Here is a 17134-nt window from a genome sequence, read left to right on the forward strand (position 1 = left end):
CGCCGTACCAACTGAGCTGGTACGGCGGCGCGGGCTTTTAGCGCCGGCTCAGCGCGGGATCACACGCCGAACGGCGGCGCGTACCGGATCGTGCCCGCCGGCAGCGGGCTCCCGTCCAGCGACATGGCCATCAACGCCTCGTCGGGCACGTCGAAGGACACGCCGATGCCGTGACCGGAGGCGATCGTGAACCCGAAGCGCGGGTAGTACTCGGGATGCCCGAGCACGACCACGGCACTCTCGCCCAGTTCGCGGGCCGCCTGGAGCGCCGCCCGGGTCACTGCCGCGCCCGCCCCCTGCTTCTGTACGGCCGGCGACACGGCAACCGGCCCGAGGGCCAGCGCGGGCGCCTGCCCGACGTGGCAGCGGGTGAGGAGGGCATAGGCGACGATCTCCCCGTCAGGGGCGACCCCCACCCAGGACAGGCCCGGAATCCAGGCCGGGTCGAGGCGCAGTGCCTCGACGAGGTCGGCTTCCAGCGGGGTGGGGAAGGCCGACAGGTTCACCGCGCGGATGGCGGCGGCGTCTTCGGGCGTTTCCGCCCGCGTTGCGATGTTGAACGGCGTGATGTCGAGCGGTGTGGTGTTCAACGGAACCCTTCATCGGAACAGAGGGCTCCCGCGGAGAACGGCCGAGCTCAGCGGCAGTGACCGGCTCCCGGGCAGCCCGGAAGGACAGAGGAGGAGATGCCGCGCACAGCGGCCACCCAACGGGCGGTCATACGCTCCTCGCTCCCTTCCTGCTCAACCGGCGCCTCGGCCGTCGTTTCAACCGACATTGATCAAGGTACCGCATGGCTGTCCGCTATGTCAGCTCGCGCGACCGAGACCATCCGCTCTTCGTCGTCCTGTCGGAGGCGTCAGGCTGTCGGAGGCGTCAGGCTTCGTCGTCCTTGTGGGGAGACTCGTCGTCCTGGAGGGAGCGGTGCAGGCGGCCGCTGGCGGCGTCCATGTGGCCGCGCATGGCTGTGACGGCCGCCGACGGCGAGCGCTGTTCGATCGCGGCCAGCACGGCCGCGTGTTCGGCGATGGTGGTCTGGGTCTCTCCCGCCTCGTGGATCGCCCGCCGGATCCAGACCCGCAGGAGCGAGCGGATGCTGCCGAGAATGTCGTCAAGGACCGAGTTGCCCGCCGCGTGCGCCAGCGTGAGGTGGAAGGCGACGTCCGCTTCCACGAAGGCCGTGCTGTCCTGGGCAGCGCGCATGTCGGCCAGGTGGGCGCGCAGTTCCTCGACGGCTGCGGCGTCGGCGCGTTCGGCGGCCAGCTCGGCGATCACCACCTCGATGTGCTTGCGGGCCTCGATCAGGTCGAGGACCTGGGGCTGGCCCAGCATGAGACCCCATTCGATGGCGCTGGGCAGCAGGCTGGACGTGCTCTGCCTGAGGTAGGTCCCGTCTCCCTGACGTACCTCGATGATGCCGAGCACGTCCAGGGCCTTCAGCGCCTCCCTGACCGTGGAGCGTCCGACGCCGAGCGTTTCGGACAGCTGGCGCTCGGACGGCAGCCGGGTGCCCGGCGCGAGGTGGCCCGAGAGCAACTGGGACAGCAGCTGCCTGGCGATGTCGACCACTGTGCTCTCGCGCTGGGGCGCGGCGAGGGAGATGGACGCCGTCTCCGCTCTCCCCGCGCGCCTGGCCTTGCCTTCGGACTCCGCCACGGTCTTCCCTTCCTCATCAGCCCGAAGGCCTCGTCAGCCCGAGGGCCAGCCTCAAGCCATCGTCTGCCTCAAGCCATCGTCGGCCCCAAGGCTTGTCGACCCGAAGGTCCCAGCAGCCCGAAGGCGTCCGCCACGTCCACCAGGGTTCGCTCGTCGCCCACGTTCCCGGGTACGACGGCGTAGGAGAGCGTAGCCCCGACGGGTACGCCTATCTCCCAAACGGCCACGCCGGGCCGCAGCGGTCCCAGCACGCGCGCGCGATCCGCCCCCAGCCCGTCGCGCGCGACCTGCGCCGAGGTGATGCCACCCTTGGCGATCACCGCGGTGAGGCGCGGACGGAGCGAGGTCACCGTAGCGCACAGTGCGGCCATGACCTTGGCGCCGTGCCCGAGCGTACTGTGCCGGGAATGCCTGACCCGCTCACTGGCGACCAGGGCGACACCCCGTTCGGCGAGGTCGAAGCGGGCGAGTCCGGCGACCCGGCGACCCTCTGCCTCGGGCTCCGACAGGGCGGCCTCGGTGGACGCCGTACGTACGGGAACGCGAAGTTCGGTGGCGAGTGCGGCGAGTTGCGCGCCGGCGGCCTCGGTATGGGACCCGCAGACGACCAGCGTGCCGCCGGGACGGCGGTGTAGCGGCCGGTCGAGCAGCCCGTACGCCAGGCGTCCCGCGCGCATGGCGGCCAGGGGCGCGGCGCAGCGCAGCACGACGGGGACGCTCGCGGATCGGGCGGCGTCGATCGAGGCGGAGATGGCCGCCAGGTCGGCGTCCGTCTCCACGTCGGGGACGATGACCGCCCCCGGTACGGCCCGGCGCAGCACCGGATCCAGACCGCCGCGCCGTACCGTCTCCAGAGGGACCGTCGTCGCCGCGCGCCCGCCGGTCTCCCTGACCCACTCCGTCATCGTCCTGGCCGAATAGCCGAAGACCGGGTCGGCGGCGAACTCGGTGTCGGCGGCCACCATCCAGCGGCCGTTCACCATGACGCGGTGAACCCCGCCGACCGTCACCCGCCCGATGGCGGGATAGGCCGGGACGAACACCAGCACCCCGTCGGCCGCCCCGAGCGCGTCGGCCTCGGCGAACACGTGCCCGCGCAGGGTGGAGTCGCCGCGCAGGACGTACTCGGCGTCGTCGCCGCACCTGTCGCGCAGCCGGCGTACCAGGCTCACGGCCCGGCCCTCCTCCATGGCGCGGGTGTTGGTGAGGACGTAGTACGACGGGTCGGCGGGGAGTTCGGCGTCCGGGTCGAGCAGCACCGGCACGTCGGCCGCGGCCTGGGTGCCGGTGGGATCGTCGTCCAGGACGATGACCCGGCTCATCGCACCGGATCCCGCTCGGTCAGCTCCACGCGGACGCCGTTCGGCTCCCCCAGCAGGAAGCAGGCTCGCCGGCCCCGGCCGCCCATGAAGATCTGGGCGCTCTCCTGCCCCGGCAGGCCCGCGAGCGTCGTCTCGATGTCGGCGACGCTGAAGCACACGTGGTGCAGCCCCTCACCACGCTCGCGCAGGAAGCGGGCGACGGGCCCGTCCCTGAACGGCTGCACGAGCTGGAGCATGACGTTGCCCGCGTCGAGGTACGTGAGCCGCACCCCGGGATCCTCCGCCCGTTCGTCGCCGATCACCGTCATGCCCAGCCGCTCCACATAGAAGGGCAGGGCCTGGTCGGCGTCGTGGACGGCGATCCCGACGTGGTCGACGTGGTCGAAGTCAGCCAAGTTTCCTGACCTCGCGCAACCCGGTCCGCAGTGCCGCCTGATAGATCCACAGATCGCCGCCGTACGCGAGGATCCTGAACCCGCGCTCGACGAGCATGGCGGCCTCCTCCTTGCTCCCCGCCATGAACCCGGCGAACTTGCCGGCGGCCCGCGCCGCCTTGGCCACCCGGTCGAGCGCCGCCAGGTAGTCGGGATGGTCGAACTGTCCGGGAATGCCCATGCTGTTCGTCAGGTCGAAATGCCCGATCCAGAGCACGTCCACCCCGTCCACCGCGGCGATCTCCTCCACGGACTCCAGACCGGCGACGGTCTCGATCTGGGTGATCACCATGGTCCGGGCGTTGGTGTCGCGCATGTAGGCCACGTTGTCGGTGACGACGTAGTCATCGTGCGCGACCCCGAAGGCCGCCCCCCGTACTCCGTCGGGCGGGTACTTCGCCCAGCGCACCACGTCCCGCGCCTGGTCGGCAGAGTCCACCATCGGGATCATGATCCCGCGCGCGCCGGCGTCCAGCGCGCGGGAGATCTGGGTGCGCTCGGCGGTGGGGACGCGGATGTACGGCTCGACGCCGGTCGGCCGGGTGGTGGCCACGACCTTGCCGAGGGTCTCCCACCCCCAGCCGGTGTGCTCCGCGTCATAGATGACGAACTGCGCTCCGGCGCCCGCCACGAGCCGGCCGATGCCCGTGGTCGCGAACTCGAAGACGAAGGTGCCGAGCACGAGCTCGCCGCTGTGGAGCGCCTGCTTGATGGGACCGGTCAACGGAGGACCTTTCTGGAGAGTCTGGAGAAGCGGGGTGTGGGGTCGGTCACTGGAGGGCCTTTGAGGAGAGACGCGGGTGGTCGAGTGCCGCCGGGTTGACCGGGTACGCCGGTGCGCGACCGGCGGCGACATCGAGAGCGGCCTGGATGGCGCCGCGCCCGTTGCCCAGCGCGAGCTCGTCGGTCCAGGCGACGGCGTGCGGGCTGAGCAGCACGTTGTCCAGCGCCAGCAGCGGGTCGGCCGGATCGGGCGGCTCGACCTCGAACACGTCCAGCGCCGCCCCCGCGATGCGCCCCTGGGTGAGCGCCGCAGTGAGCGCGGCCTGGTCGACGATCGGACCTCTGGCGACGTTGACCAGGTACGCGGTCGGTTTCATCCCGGCCAGCCGCCCGGCGTCGATGAGGTGGTGGGTCTCCGGGGTGAGCGCGCACGTGATCACCACGAAGTCGGCCTCGGCGAGCAGCGTGTCCAGCTCGACGAGCGTGACACCGGCCGCCGCCGCCCGCTCGGGATCGGCGTACGGGTCGGCGGCGAGCTGCCGCATGCCCAGCGGCGCGCACAGCCGCGACAGCTCGCGGCCGATGTTGCCCCAGCCGACCAGGCCGAGCGTCCTACCGGTGACGCCGGTCCCCATGTAGTCCAGCTTGTCGTTCCACCGTCCCGCGCGTACCAGCCGGTCCTTCTCGCCGAGCCGGTGCGCGGCGGCGAGCAGCATCGTCAACGCCGACACCGCCACCGGCCCGCGCACGCCGTCGGGCGTGATGGTGACCAGCACGCCGTGCCGGGTACACGCCTCGACGTCCACGTTGTCGTAGCCGACACCGAACCGGGCGACCAGAACCAGCCGGTCGGCGCCCTTGAGCGTGTCAGCGGTGACCCTGGGGGTCAGGACGATCAGGGCGTCATAGCCGCGCACCGCCTCGGGCGGGATGTCACCGTCCACGGCCTCGATGAAGTCCCACTCGACCCCGTCGGCCGCGTCGAGCGCGGACAGGCCGATGTCACCCCAGCCGATCCGCCCGTCGTCGGTCAGGAAGTCTCGGGTCAGGCCGATCCTGAAGGGCATCAATGGTCTCCTTCTGAGGGCGGGGTCCTGCGGGTGTGAGGCTTGCGGGGTGCGATGAGGATCGCGACGGCCGGTGCGGTGAGGGCCGTCGTCTCGGTACCGGGCGGATGCTCCTGTACGACCACGCCGCCCGCGTCGCCACCGGTGACCGTGGTGACGGTGTAGCCCCGAGTGCCGACGAAGACCGGCTCGCCGCCGCCACAGTGGCCGCCGTCGCAGTCGTGGTGGCCGTCGCCACGGCCGTCGGCGTCCAGCGCCGCTGCCAGGACGAGCCGTCGTCCGCCATGGTGTACGGCCAAGCCGACCAGCCCCGCCGGTAGCCCGGGGTCGACGAGCTGCCCTCCTACGAAGGGACGCAGGGCGGCGAGAACATGCCGCAGCTCGGACGGTACGGCGTCGGCGCCGGTGTCCTGGTCGTCCGTGTAGCTCTCGGCGGCATCGCAGGCGTCGACGGAGATCGCGGCTGCTCCGGCGTTGGCGAGGGTGATCAGGGCGGCAGTTAGCCAGGTCGTGCGGAAGAGGGCGGACGGCGCGGGATCGTGTGCGCCGCGCGGGGCGGCGAAGCCGAAGGTGGGCAGCAGGCCGACCGGCCCCACGAGCACGGGCAGGCAGTGTTCGGCGGCTTGCCCGACGAGCAGCGGGTGGACCGCCAGCGTTTCCCGCGCGCTGGCCTCGTCGTCGTGGTGGGTCTGGGCCGCGATGGGGAAGCAGACCAGGTCGAGCAGGTCGGACGGTAGAGACACGGCCCGGTTCAGCTCGGCGAAATGGGCCCGACTGCCGCCGCCGATCCGCACCGGCGGCCCGGCGAAGGGCACCTGCGCACCGTGGAATGGCGGTGGCATACGCCGGAAGGACCGCCGGGCGGCCTCGGCGAGTTCTCGGGGAGTGCCGTGTGTACGGTCGAACACCAGGAGCGTGTCGAGGCCCGGGACGTCACGCAGTGCGGCCACCTGGTCGGACGACGAGCAGACGGCGCTCAGCGTGAGCGTCGCCCCGGCTGCCCTGGCGGCGGCGGAGAACCGGTCGGCCACCTCGCGCCACCCTGGCTCGTCCAGATCCACGGTCCCGTGCAGGAACGAGGGTCCGGCAAGCTTCCGCCCGTCCACCGGGGGCCGCCTCAGGTACAGCCCCACTGACGGAAGCGTCCCCCCGGCTGGCTTTTCTCGCTGGGTGTGCGGTTCCGCGAACGCAAGTGGGTCTTCGGAAGGGGGTTGCGGGATTCGGAGGCGTACCCGTGTCGTCGGGCCACCGCGGATCCGGCGCCGGGGTGGGCGTGACTGGGATGGCGGGTAGTCAGTGACCGTCAGGTGGAGGCGCTGGTGGACGTGGTCGCCGCGGCGTACCGTCACCGGCCGGCCCAGCCCCAGCGGCGTCCCATAGGTCTTGTAGCCGGCATCGCTCCAGTTCCGGTGGTCCTCGGTCTCGAAGGTCTCGCCGTCCAGCTCGATCGTGACCAGCGCCCCACCGTCCCGGTAGCGCATGGTCCTGATGCCGGTGAAGATCTGATGCGGGCTGATTCGCTGCGGGAACTCCCCGGCGGCCTGCCCGTTGACCTCGACCGGGGTGCCCGCCAGATGCGGCGGGTGGATGAGGCAGAGTCCGATTCTGGTTCGCTCGAAGTCGCGCTCCGCCCGACCGTCGAACGCGAACGTGAGTGAGTCCTCCGTGACGGTCGCCGTTCCGCGCCAGCTGAAGTCCGCGCCGTGCCGCACATCCAGCGAGAGGGAGAGCGATGACGAGTTCGCGGTCGTGCCGGGGTCGGTCCGCAGCAGTCGCCCCGGCACGGTCATCCACCGGCCGTCCCTGACCAGCACGCCCACCCGGCGCAGCAGGAGCAGCCCGCCGAGTCGTACTCGGTCCAGATGCGGACCGGCGAGCAGGAAGGAGACGGTCATCGCTCGCTCTTCCGCAGCCTGAGCAGGCTCTGGGCGGTGCGTGGGTACGACGGGACGGCGGTCAGCGCGTCCAGTTGGGCCGGTTCCAGGCGTAGGTCGGCGGCGGCCACGCTGGTCCTGAGCTCAGTGAGGTCCTCCGGGCCGATGACCGCGCTGGCCACCGCCGGGCGGGACAGCAGCCAGGCGAGGGCCAGGTGGGCGGGCGGGTGGCCCCACTCGGCACCCAGTGAATCCAGGCGCCCGGCCGTCGCCAGGTGTTCGGGTGAGAAGCCGCCGCCACCCCAGCGCCGCTCCCCGCTGTACTCCCGCCCGCCGGTCCCGGCCAGCAGGCCGCCGTTCAGTGGGCTGAACGCGACCAAGGACAGCCCGAGGCGCAGGCAGGCAGGGACCAGCTCGGTCTCCGGCGTGCGGTCGAACAGGTTGTAGCGCACCTGGGCGCAGACCGGGCCGTGCAGGTTGCGCGCCGAGCAGATCCACAGGGCCTGGACGGTCTCCCACGCGGGATAGGTGGACAGCGCCGCATGGCGCGCCTTGCCCTGCCTGACCAGGTCGTCGAGCGTGGCGAGGGTCTGTTCGAGCGGCGTGTCGGGGTCGGGGTGGTGGGCGTAGTAGAGGTCCACGTGGTCGGTGCGGAGGCGGCGCAGGCTCCGTTCGAGCTGCTGGATCAGGTGCCGCCGTGACAGGCCCCGGTCGTTGACGCCGGGTCCGACGCTCTCGCGGGCCTTGGTCGCCAGGACGACCTCGTCCCGCCGGCCGGCCAGCGCCCGGCCGAGTATCTCCTCGGCCGACTCGCGCTCGGTCCAGGGCGGTACGCCGGGGCGGTCGAACTGCGGGCGGTTGCCGTAGGCGTTGGCGGTGTCGAAGAAGTTGATCCCATGGTCCAGCGCGCCGCGCACGAGCCCGGCGGCGTCGGCGGCGCTGGGGGCCACCCCGAACGTCGCCGTGCCGACGCAGAGCCGCGACACCCTGATGCCCGTCGGGCCGAGCAGCGCGTAGTCCATGACATGGGACGGTACGTCCCAAAAGCGGCATTGGTCAACCGGTTGACCAATCGCGCAACATCGATGTAACGTGCGCCACACCGGCCCTCTTAAAACGATTCAGATCGGTTGTGGGCCTGCGAAGGGAAGTGGTCAAGCCCATGCCCAGCCTGTCTCCGTACGGCCTCACCTGCGAGTTCCTCGAACAGCCACTCGGCATGGACGAGACCGCGCCCCGTCTGTCCTGGAAGCTCCGCTCCGACGACCACGGCGATCGCCAGACCGCCTACCGGCTGATCGTGCGTGCCGGAGACCAGGTCGTCTGGGACACCGGAGGCGCCGGCGAGCACCAGGTCGTCTACGAGGGAGCGCCCCTCCGGCCCTCGACCCGTTACGACTGGTCGGTGGAGGTGCGTGACGCGTGGGGAACCGCGGCGGGCCGTACGGACTCGTGGTTCGAGACGGGGCTCATGGGCGGCTGGCGCGCGGCCTGGATCGCCAGGGACGATGGCGCGCAGCCGGTCTTCGAGCCGCCGGTCGAGGACGACCGCTCCTTCACCACCCGCAAGCTGACCGCCTGCGCCCACCTCCGCCGGGCCTTCGACCTGGCCGAACTCCCCGTGCGGGCGCGACTGTACGCCAGCGCCCGCGGTCTGCACCGGTTCTCGCTGAACGGCGTGCGCGTCTCCGACGCCGAGCTCGAGCCGGGCTGGACCGACTACCGCCACCGGATCAGGTACCAGTCCTACGACGTCACGGCGCGGCTGCACAAAGGGCCGAACGTCCTGGGAGCGTTGCTCGCCGACGGCTGGTGGAGCGGCTTCGTCGGTATGGACCCCCGCAAGGCGGGCAAGCTGTACGGCGACGCGCCCGCGCTCATCGCCCAGCTCGTGCTGGAGTTCGCCGACGGATCACGCCACGTGATCGCCACGGATGAGGACTGGCGCGAGTCGCCGGGCCCGCTGCGCCACTCCGACCTGCTGATGGGCGAGTACTACGACGCCCGCGCCAGGCTGGACGGCTGGGACGGCCCCGGCTACGACGACGCCGCTTGGACGCCCGTGGCCGTCACCGGCACGGACACCTCGGAGCTGGTCTGGTCACGCAGCGCCCCCGTACGCGTGGTCGAAGACCTCCCGACCGTGCGCGTCCTGCGCGGACCCGGTGGCGAGACCATCGCCGACCTGGGCCAGAACATGGTCGGCCGGGTCCGGCTCACCGTTCACGGCGCCGAGCGCGGGCGGCGGATCCAGCTCCGCCACGCCGAGATCCTGGAGGAGGACGGTTCCCTGCACCTGGCGAACCTGCGCCGCGCAGAGGCCACCGACGTCTATGTCTGCGGCGGCGACCCGGTGGAGGTGTACGAGCCCGCCTTCACCGTCCATGGCTTCCGCTACGTCGAGATCACCGGATTCGACGGGCGGATCGAGGTCACCGGGCGAGTGCTGCAGAGCGAGCTGCCGTGGACCGGGGAGTTCTCCTGTGACGACCCGCTGGTCAACCGGCTGCACGAGAACATCCGCTGGGGCCAGCGCGGCAACTTCGTCTCGGTGCCCACCGACTGCCCCCAGCGCGACGAGCGGCTCGGCTGGCTGGCGGACGCCCAGGTCTTCCTCCCCACGGCGGCCCGCGGCGCCGACGTCTCGGCCTTCTTCGCCGACTGGATGGAGGACGTGCTGACCGGGCAGGACGCGGAGGGCTCCTTCCCCGACGTGGCGCCGCTGGTCTGCCTGACCAGGGAAGGCGCGCCGGGCTGGGGCGACGCGGGCGTGATCGTCCCCTGGTCGCTCTACCGCCTGTACGGCGACCGCCGCGTGCTGGAGCGCTGCCTGCCCGCGATGGCCGCCTGGGTGGACCAGATCGAACGGCACAACCCCGACCTGATCTGGCGCCGCCGTACCGGAAGGAACTACGGCGACTGGCTCCAGATCGGCGTGGACACCCCGCGCGACGTGCTGGCCACGGCCTACTTCGCGCAGTCGGCCACGCTCGTCGCCGAGGCGGCGCGGATCCTCGGCAGGCCGGAAGCCGAACGGTACGAGCAGCTGGCCGCGGCGATCAGAAGAGCCTTCAACCAGGAGTTCGTCGCGCCGGACGGCCGCATCCACGGCGACACCCAGACCTGCTACCTCCTCGCCATCGAGTTCGGCCTCATGCCCGCCGAAGTGGCCGCCGAGCACCTGGTGCGTGACATCGCCGCGCACGACGGCCATCTCACCACCGGCTTCCTCGGGGTCGCGCTGCTGTGCCCGGTGCTCACCAGGATCGGCCGCGCCGACCTGGCCTACGAACTTCTCCACCAGGAGACCTTTCCCAGCTGGCTGTTCTCCGTCAGGCACGGAGCCACGACCATCTGGGAACGATGGGACGGCTGGACCCCCGACCGGGGCTTCCAGGCGGCCACCATGAACTCCTTCAACCACTACAGCCTGGGCGCCATCGGCGACTGGCTCTACGGAGGAGTCGCCGGGATCGGCCAGACGGCGGACTCATCCGCGTACGCCGGTCTGGTGATCCGCCCGCGGCCGGGTGGCAAGCTCACCCGGGCCCGCGCCGTGCAGGAGACCGCTCGGGGGCGAGTCGAGTCCGCATGGTCGGTGACGGACGGCGTGCTCACGGTGGACGTGCTGATCCCCCCGGGGACGGACGCCACGGTGCACCTCCCCACCGGCGATCCCGAGGCGATCGAGTCCACCGCCCACGTCACCGTCCTCGAACGGCGTGACGGGACGGTCGTGTGCTCGGTGGCCTCCGGACACCACCGTTTCACGGCCCCCTGGGCCGCACATGAGAGGACAACGCCTTGAACACCCCCACGCGCCGCGATTTCCTCCGCACCGGTGGCCTGGCCGCCGCGGCGGTGACGCTCAGCTCCTGCGGCTGGGGCCGGACGGATCCCGCACCGGCGAGCGGAGGTACGGCCGGCGCGAGCCTGAAGGTGTGGGACCAGTTCACCACCTCCCCGCAGAACGAGACCGTCAAGAAGGTCTACGACCTGTTCAAGGGTGCGACGATCACCCGTACCTCGCAGACCGGCGACCAGCTCACCACGGTCGGCAAGACCGCGCTGGCCTCGGGCACCGGCCCGGACGTCATCTACTACCAGGTCGGCGCGGGCAACGCCGGAGTGCTGGCCGAGGCCGGCCTGATCAAGCCGCTCGACGACGTGGCCGCGAAGTACGGCTGGCTGGACCGGCTGACGCCGTTCGCGATCAGGGAGGCGTCGCTCGACGGCAAGCTCTACGGCCTGCCCGACGAGTCGGAGAACACCGTCCTGTTCTACAACAAGACCCTCATCGACAAGGCGGGCTTGACCGTCCCCGAGACCTTCGACGAATTACTGACCTTCGCCTCGGCCGCCGCCAAGAAGGGCTACACGCCCATCGCGTATGGCCAGTCGGACGTCTACCCGAGCTGGTGGGCCTTCTCGATGATGGCCAACAACCTCGCGGGCGCCCAGCCGATGGGCGACCTGATCTTCGACAACAAGGGCAGCTGGAACACCCCGCAGCTGGTCGAGGCGATCAAGCTCTTCTTCGTCGACCTGGTCAAGGCCGGCGGGTTCATCAAGGACCTCAACTCGCTCGGCGGCCCCGACGCCCAGTCGCTCTTCCTGGCCGGCAAGGCGCTGATGAACCTCAACGGCACCTGGGCGGTCGGCACGATCGAGAAGGAGATGCAGGGCCAGGAGATCGGCATCATGGCCATGCCCTCGGTCAACGGCGGACCCCGCGTCTATCCCGGCGGCATCGGCTCGGCCTACTACATCTCGGCCAAGAGCAAGAACGCGGACGTGGCCGCCCAGTTCCTCGACTCGCTCTACAAGCCGGAGGCGGTACGGCTCTGGGTCGAGGGCGCCAAGATCTTCCCGCCGGTGCCGTTCGACTCCGCGGGCTGGAACCTCAGCCCGCTGCAGAAGCTCGCCATGCAGGCGGCCCAGACCGGCGGCGGCGACGCCAAGACCAACATCGGTTACGCCGTCAACCACGGCCTGGCCGCGCCCGGCTTCCTCAACGCGATGACCAGCGGCTTCCAGGCCGTGGTCGCCGGGGACAAGACCCCGGCCAAGCAGGCGGAGGAGCTGCAGAAGGCGTGGGAGGCGGGCGTGACCTCATGACGCTCACTCTTACCGCCACACGTCGCGGGGCCCGCGTCACCCCGTCGCCGTCCGGCCGGACTCTCGGCTACCTCTTCCTGGTCCCGGCCGGGCTGTTGTACGCGGGCTTCATCCTGTGGCCGCTGGCCCAGTCGGTCTACCTGAGCCTCACCGACTGGGACGGCGCCAGCCCGGAGAAGCGGTTCGTCGGCCTGGCCAACTTCCAGCGGATGCTCGGAGACGGCCTGTTCTGGCGCTCGCTCGGGCACAACCTCGTCTGGGTCGTCGCAGGCACCGCGCTGACGATGGGCGTGGCGCTGCTGCTGGCCATGTTCGTGTGGAACCGGCCACGGGGCTTCACGGCGCTGCGCACGATCTACTTCATGCCGCAGGTGCTGCCCGCGATCATCGTCGGCATCGTCTGGAGCTGGATCTACAACCCGGCCTTCGGCATCCTCAACCGGGCGCTGGAGGCGGTGGGCCTCGAATCGTGGACCAGAGGCTGGCTCGGTGACCCGACCTTCGCCCTGTACGCGGTGATGGTGGCCTCGGTCTGGGCGACCGTCGGACTGGCCTTCGTGATCTTCACCGCCGCGCTGCACAACGTGGACACCGACCTGCTCGACGCGGCCCGGATGGACGGCGCGAACGGCTGGCAGCGCTTCCGGCACGTGGTGATCCCGCAGCTGTCCAACGCGATCACGCTCGTCACCGTGCTGCTGCTGGTCCACGGCTTCCAGGCGTTCGACCACGTCTGGATCATGACCAAGGGCGGCCCGGACAACGCCACCCAGCTCATCGCCACCTACACCTACCAGAAGGCGTTCATGGAGAACGAGGTCGGCTACGGCTCCACCCTGTCGCTGGTGCTCACCGTGATCTCGCTGCTGGTGTCGGTCGCGGTGGTCCGGGTCAGGGAGCGCGCATGACGATCACCGTGAAGACGGCCAGGTACCTGATACTCGGGCTGTTCGCGCTGCTGTTCGTGATGCCGTTCCTGTGGATCTGGTTCTCGGCGCTGAAGAGCACGTCGGAGATCAACCAGGACCCGTTCGGCATCCCGACCGCGCTGCACTGGGAGAACCTCGCCGAGGCTTGGACGACCGGCCGGTTCGGTTCCTACATCGGCAACTCGGTGCTGTACGCCGCCTTCGTGGTGCCGCTGGTGACCTTCTTCTCCTGCCTCGCGGGGTACGCCCTGGGCACCCGCCGGCTGCCCGGCGAGCGGATCATCTTCGGTGCCTTCCTGCTCGGCATCATGATCCCGTTTCAGTCGATCATGATTCCGCAGTACTACCTGGTCAGGGATCTGGGCATCCTGGGGACGTACTGGGGGGTGATCGTGCCGAGCGTCGCGCTCGGCCTCGCCTTCGGGGTGTTCCTGATGCGCGCGTTCTTCCGCGGGCTGCCCGAGGAGATCTCGAACGCGGCCCGGATCGACGGCGCCACCGAGTGGCGGGTCTTCACCCGCATCGTCCTGCCGCTGGCCAGGCCCGGCATCATCACGCTGGTCGTGCTGCAGTTCATGTTCACCTGGAACATGTTCCTGATCCCCCTGCTGTACGGGCAGGACGAGGGGCTGCGCCCGATCTCCACCGGGATCATGTTCTTCGTCGGTGAGTACAGCGTGGACCGGTCGATGATCGCGGCCGGGGTGACGCTGGCGAGCATCCCCATCATCGCCCTCTATCTCCTCCTCCAGCGGCACTTCATTCAGGGCATGACCGCCGGAGCGCTTAAGTGAAAGGTTGCGTTATGAGGTTGGCAGGCAGGAAGGCCGTGATCACCGGCGCCGGCGGTGCCATGGGCAAGGTGTTCGCCCAGGTGCTGGCCAGGGAGGGCTGCGACGTCGCCGGGCTGGACGTGGCGGCCGAGGGGCTGGAGCTGTTCGGCGCGGCCGTACGCGAGACCGGGCGGGAGGCGCTGGAGCTCAAGGCCGACATCACCGACCTCGACGCGACCCAGGGCGCGATCGACGAGGTGGTCCGGGCCTGGGACGGGATCGACATCCTGGTCAACAACGCGGGCGGCGGTATGGTGCGGCCGTTCCACGAGATGACCGCCGCCGAGTGGCAGCGGATGGTCGACGTCAATCTGACCAGTGTTTTCAACGTGACCCGCGCGGTCGTACCGTCGATGCTGGCGCGCGGCGGCGGCCGGATCGTGAACATCGCCTCCATCGCGGCCCTGCGCGGCGGGCGCCTGGTCCGGCACGCGAGCGGCTACGCCGCCGCCAAGGCGGGCGTGGTCGGCCTGACCAAGGCCCTGGCCATCGAGTACGCCACCGACGGCATCACGGTCAACTGCATCGCCCCCGGCGCCCAGCACACGCCGGGCCGCGACCGCGACACGCCCGAGCAGCGGGAGGCCCTGCTGGGCCAGATCCCCACCAGGACGCTCGGCAGTCCGGAGGACCTGGCGGAGAGCATCGTGCACTTCTGCCTGCCGTCCGCCGCCTACCTGACCGGCGTCATCCTGCCCCAGGACGGAGGTCACTCGATCTGATGTCGATGGACAGCGGCAGAGCCAAGTACGACGAGGTGTACGGCGAGGGCGCGGCCGACCGGCTGCTCGACGCGCTGTCGGGCCCCGGCGCCGACCTCGGGCGCTACGGCGTGGAGTTCAACTTCGGCGAGATCTACTCGCGCCCCGGCCTGGACCTCAAGCAGCGGCAGATCGCCTCGATCGCCTCGCTGGTCAACATCGGTGGCGTCGAACCTCAGCTCACCGGGCACATCAACGCGGGGCTCAACGTGGGCCTCACGCCCGGGGAGATCGTCGAGGTGATCATTCATTGCGTCCAGTACGCGGGCTTCCCAAGGGCGATCAACGCGATCAATGTGGCGAAGAAGGTCTTCGAACAGAGGGGTGTGGCGTGAGATGCCGACCGTCGTACTGATCGGGACGCTCGACACCAAGGGCGAGGAGTACGCCTGGCTGCGCAACCGGCTGGTGGAGCTGGGCAGCGATGTGCTCGTGGTCGACGCGGGAGTGAAGGAGCCCGGCGTGCCGCTGCTCGCCGACGTCTCCAACGAGCAGGTGGCCGCGGCGGGCGGAGGTGACCTGCGGGCGCTCCAGGAGGGGGGCGACCGCGGGGCCGCCGTCACCGCCATGGGCGAGGGCGCGGCGGCGATCCTGACCGGGCTGTACGCCGAGGGCCGGGTCGACGCGGTGCTGGCCGTGGGCGGTAGCGGTGGATCGTCGATCGCCGCGCGAGCCGTCCGCGACCTGCCCATCGGCCTGCCCAAGCTGATCGTGTCCACGATGGCGTCGGGCGATGTGTCGCCTTATGTCGGAGCAAGGGACGTCACGCTGATGTACAGCGTGGTCGACATCGCCGGCGTCAACCGGGTCTCCCGGGCGATTCTCGGCAATGCGGCCGCCGCGGCGGCGGGCATGGCCAAGGCGCACCAGCTGGCCAGAGCGGTGCGTACGACGCAGAGCGACGAACGGCCGCTGATCGGCGCGTCGATGTTCGGCGTGACCACGCCCGCCGTGGACGCGGCGCGCGAGCGGCTGGCCGAGCTCGGCTACGAGGTGCTGGTCTTCCACGCGACCGGGTCGGGCGGCCGGGCACTGGAGGGGCTGGCGGCGAGCGGGCTGCTGGCCGGGGTGCTGGATCTGACCACCACCGAACTGGCGGACGACCTGGTCGGCGGGGTGCTGTCGGCCGGACCTGACCGGCTGACGGCGGCGGGCGCGCACGGCGTGCCGCAGGTGGTCGCCCCCGGCGCGCTGGACATGGTCAACTTCGGCCCGCGCGACACCGTGCCCGAGCGGTTCGCGGGCCGGCTGCTGTACGTGCACAACCCGACCGTGACGCTGATGCGCACCACGCCGGAGGAGATGGCCGAGCTGGGCGCCCGGGTGGCCGCCAAGCTCGGCGCGGCCAGCGGCCCGACGGAGCTGTTCGTCCCGCTGGGCGGCGTGTCCGCCCTGGACGCGCCGGGCATGGACTTCCACGATCCCAAGGCCGACGCGGCCTGCTTCGAGGCGCTGGCCGCCTTTCCCGCGACCAAGCGGTTCGACCTGCACATCAACGATCCGGAGTTCGGCCGGGCGATGGCCGAGCGGCTGCATCGCCTGATCTCGGGAGAGGATTCCGCATGACCAGGCAGCTCGGAGGGGATGCCGCATGACCAGGCAGGAGGTGCTGGCCAGGCTGCGCCGTACCGTCGCGGAGGGGCGGCCGGTGATCGGCGCGGGCGCGGGCACCGGCCTGTCGGCCAAGTGCGCCGAGGCCGGCGGCGTCGATCTGATCATCATCTACAACTCCGGCCGCTATCGGATGGCCGGGCGCGGCTCGCTGGCCGGGCTGCTGCCCTATGGCGACGCGAACCAGATCGTCGTCGAGATGGCCGCCGAGGTGCTGCCCGTCGTCGCCGACACCCCGGTGCTCGCGGGCGTCTGCGGCACCGACCCGTTCCGGGTCATGCCGCGCTTCCTCGACCAGCTGGCCGCGATGGGCTTCGCGGGCGTCCAGAACTTCCCCACCGTGGGCCTGTACGACGGCGTCTTCCGGCAGAACCTGGAGGAGACCGGCATGGGCTACGAGCTGGAGGTGGAGATGGTCCGGCTGGCCCACGAGCGCGACCTGGTGACGGCCCCGTACGTCTTCGACGAGGACCAGGCCCGCGCCATGGCCGAGGCCGGCGCCGACGTACTGGTCCCGCACGTCGGGCTGACCACCAAGGGCAGCATCGGCGCGGGCACCGCCCTGACCCTGGACGAGGCCGTGACCCGGGTACAGGCCATGCGCGACGCGGCTGCGGCCGTCCGGCCCGACATCCTCGTGCTCTGCCACGGCGGCCCGATCGCCGAGCCCGCCGACGCGGCCCACGTCCTGTCGCACACCGAGGGCGTGGTGGGCTTCTTCGGCGCCTCGTCCGTCGAGCGGCTGCCCACGGAACGGGCCATCACCGAGCAGGTACGAGCCTTCAAGTCACTGAACTTCTGAGGAG

The 17134-nt window shown here is 70.9% G+C and carries 16 protein-coding genes; 8 read left to right on the forward strand and 8 right to left on the reverse strand.

All coding sequences use genetic code 11. The features are described from left to right. Window positions 1-59 precede the first annotated feature (59 nt). From AB0B64_RS52940 to AB0B64_RS52975, 8 genes are all read right to left on the reverse strand, one after another. On the reverse strand, window positions 60-590 hold the full coding sequence (locus AB0B64_RS52940; RefSeq protein ID WP_357939151.1) for an N-acetyltransferase: 531 nt from the start codon (window positions 588-590) through the stop codon (window positions 60-62). A 286-nt stretch (window positions 591-876) separates the two neighbouring features. After that, the gene (locus tag AB0B64_RS52945; RefSeq protein WP_357939153.1) at window positions 877-1656 is read right to left on the reverse strand and encodes a FadR/GntR family transcriptional regulator; all 780 of its coding nucleotides are present in this window, start codon (window positions 1654-1656) and stop codon (window positions 877-879) included. 68 nt (window positions 1657-1724) lie between these two features. Continuing rightward, complete coding sequence (locus AB0B64_RS52950; protein WP_358200499.1) at window positions 1725-2978, reverse strand: four-carbon acid sugar kinase family protein; 1254 nt, start codon at window positions 2976-2978, stop codon at window positions 1725-1727. Beyond that, on the reverse strand, window positions 2975-3373 hold the full coding sequence (locus tag AB0B64_RS52955; RefSeq protein WP_357939157.1) for a VOC family protein: 399 nt from the start codon (window positions 3371-3373) through the stop codon (window positions 2975-2977). The genes AB0B64_RS52950 and AB0B64_RS52955 overlap by 4 nt, the downstream gene beginning before the upstream one ends. Beyond that, window positions 3366-4136, reverse strand: coding sequence for an aldolase/citrate lyase family protein (locus tag AB0B64_RS52960; RefSeq protein ID WP_357939159.1), 771 nt, complete (start codon window positions 4134-4136; stop codon window positions 3366-3368). The genes AB0B64_RS52955 and AB0B64_RS52960 overlap by 8 nt, the downstream gene beginning before the upstream one ends. 46 nt (window positions 4137-4182) lie before the next feature. Continuing rightward, window positions 4183-5202 carry a hydroxyacid dehydrogenase gene (locus AB0B64_RS52965; RefSeq protein WP_358200520.1) on the reverse strand — a complete coding sequence of 340 codons (1020 nt, stop codon included), beginning with the start codon at window positions 5200-5202 and terminating at the stop codon, window positions 4183-4185. Continuing rightward, a complete protein-coding gene (locus AB0B64_RS52970) occupies window positions 5202-7097 on the reverse strand; it encodes a hypothetical protein (RefSeq protein WP_358200527.1) in 1896 nt (631 codons plus the stop codon). The genes AB0B64_RS52965 and AB0B64_RS52970 overlap by 1 nt, the downstream gene beginning before the upstream one ends. Further along, window positions 7094-8098 (reverse strand): aldo/keto reductase, encoded by a 1005-nt coding sequence (locus AB0B64_RS52975; protein ID WP_358200537.1) that lies wholly within the window; start codon window positions 8096-8098, stop codon window positions 7094-7096. Before AB0B64_RS52975 ends, AB0B64_RS52970 begins: the two co-directional genes overlap by 4 nt. A 140-nt stretch (window positions 8099-8238) precedes the next feature. Here AB0B64_RS52975 and AB0B64_RS52980 point away from each other — a divergent pair, with 140 nt between their 5' ends. The 8 genes from AB0B64_RS52980 to AB0B64_RS53015 are packed head-to-tail and all read left to right on the forward strand — an operon-like array spanning window position 8239 to window position 17130. Then, entirely contained in the window at window positions 8239-10884 is a 2646-nt protein-coding gene (locus tag AB0B64_RS52980; RefSeq protein ID WP_358200546.1) for a family 78 glycoside hydrolase catalytic domain, read from the forward strand. Continuing rightward, a complete protein-coding gene (locus AB0B64_RS52985) occupies window positions 10881-12194 on the forward strand; it encodes a substrate-binding domain-containing protein (protein WP_358200554.1) in 1314 nt (437 codons plus the stop codon). Before AB0B64_RS52980 ends, AB0B64_RS52985 begins: the two co-directional genes overlap by 4 nt. Continuing rightward, window positions 12191-13102 (forward strand): sugar ABC transporter permease, encoded by a 912-nt coding sequence (locus AB0B64_RS52990; RefSeq protein ID WP_357939171.1) that lies wholly within the window; start codon window positions 12191-12193, stop codon window positions 13100-13102. The genes AB0B64_RS52985 and AB0B64_RS52990 overlap by 4 nt, the downstream gene beginning before the upstream one ends. After that, on the forward strand, window positions 13099-13917 hold the full coding sequence (locus AB0B64_RS52995) for a carbohydrate ABC transporter permease (protein WP_357939173.1): 819 nt from the start codon (window positions 13099-13101) through the stop codon (window positions 13915-13917). The genes AB0B64_RS52990 and AB0B64_RS52995 overlap by 4 nt, the downstream gene beginning before the upstream one ends. Window positions 13918-13928: 11 nt before the next feature. Continuing rightward, window positions 13929-14678 (forward strand): SDR family NAD(P)-dependent oxidoreductase, encoded by a 750-nt coding sequence (locus AB0B64_RS53000; protein WP_357939175.1) that lies wholly within the window; start codon window positions 13929-13931, stop codon window positions 14676-14678. Further along, window positions 14678-15052, forward strand: coding sequence for a carboxymuconolactone decarboxylase family protein (locus AB0B64_RS53005; protein ID WP_357939177.1), 375 nt, complete (start codon window positions 14678-14680; stop codon window positions 15050-15052). The genes AB0B64_RS53000 and AB0B64_RS53005 overlap by 1 nt, the downstream gene beginning before the upstream one ends. 1 nt (window position 15053) lies before the next feature. Beyond that, entirely contained in the window at window positions 15054-16283 is a 1230-nt protein-coding gene (locus tag AB0B64_RS53010) for a Tm-1-like ATP-binding domain-containing protein (RefSeq protein ID WP_357939179.1), read from the forward strand. A 25-nt stretch (window positions 16284-16308) separates the two neighbouring features. Then, window positions 16309-17130: a phosphoenolpyruvate hydrolase family protein gene (locus AB0B64_RS53015; RefSeq protein WP_358200589.1), complete on the forward strand. Its 822-nt coding sequence runs from the start codon at window positions 16309-16311 to the stop codon at window positions 17128-17130. The last annotated feature ends 4 nt before the right edge of the window (window positions 17131-17134 follow it).

Source organism: Nonomuraea sp. NPDC049129, from assembly GCF_040648495.1.
GTDB lineage: Bacteria > Actinomycetota > Actinomycetes > Streptosporangiales > Streptosporangiaceae > Nonomuraea.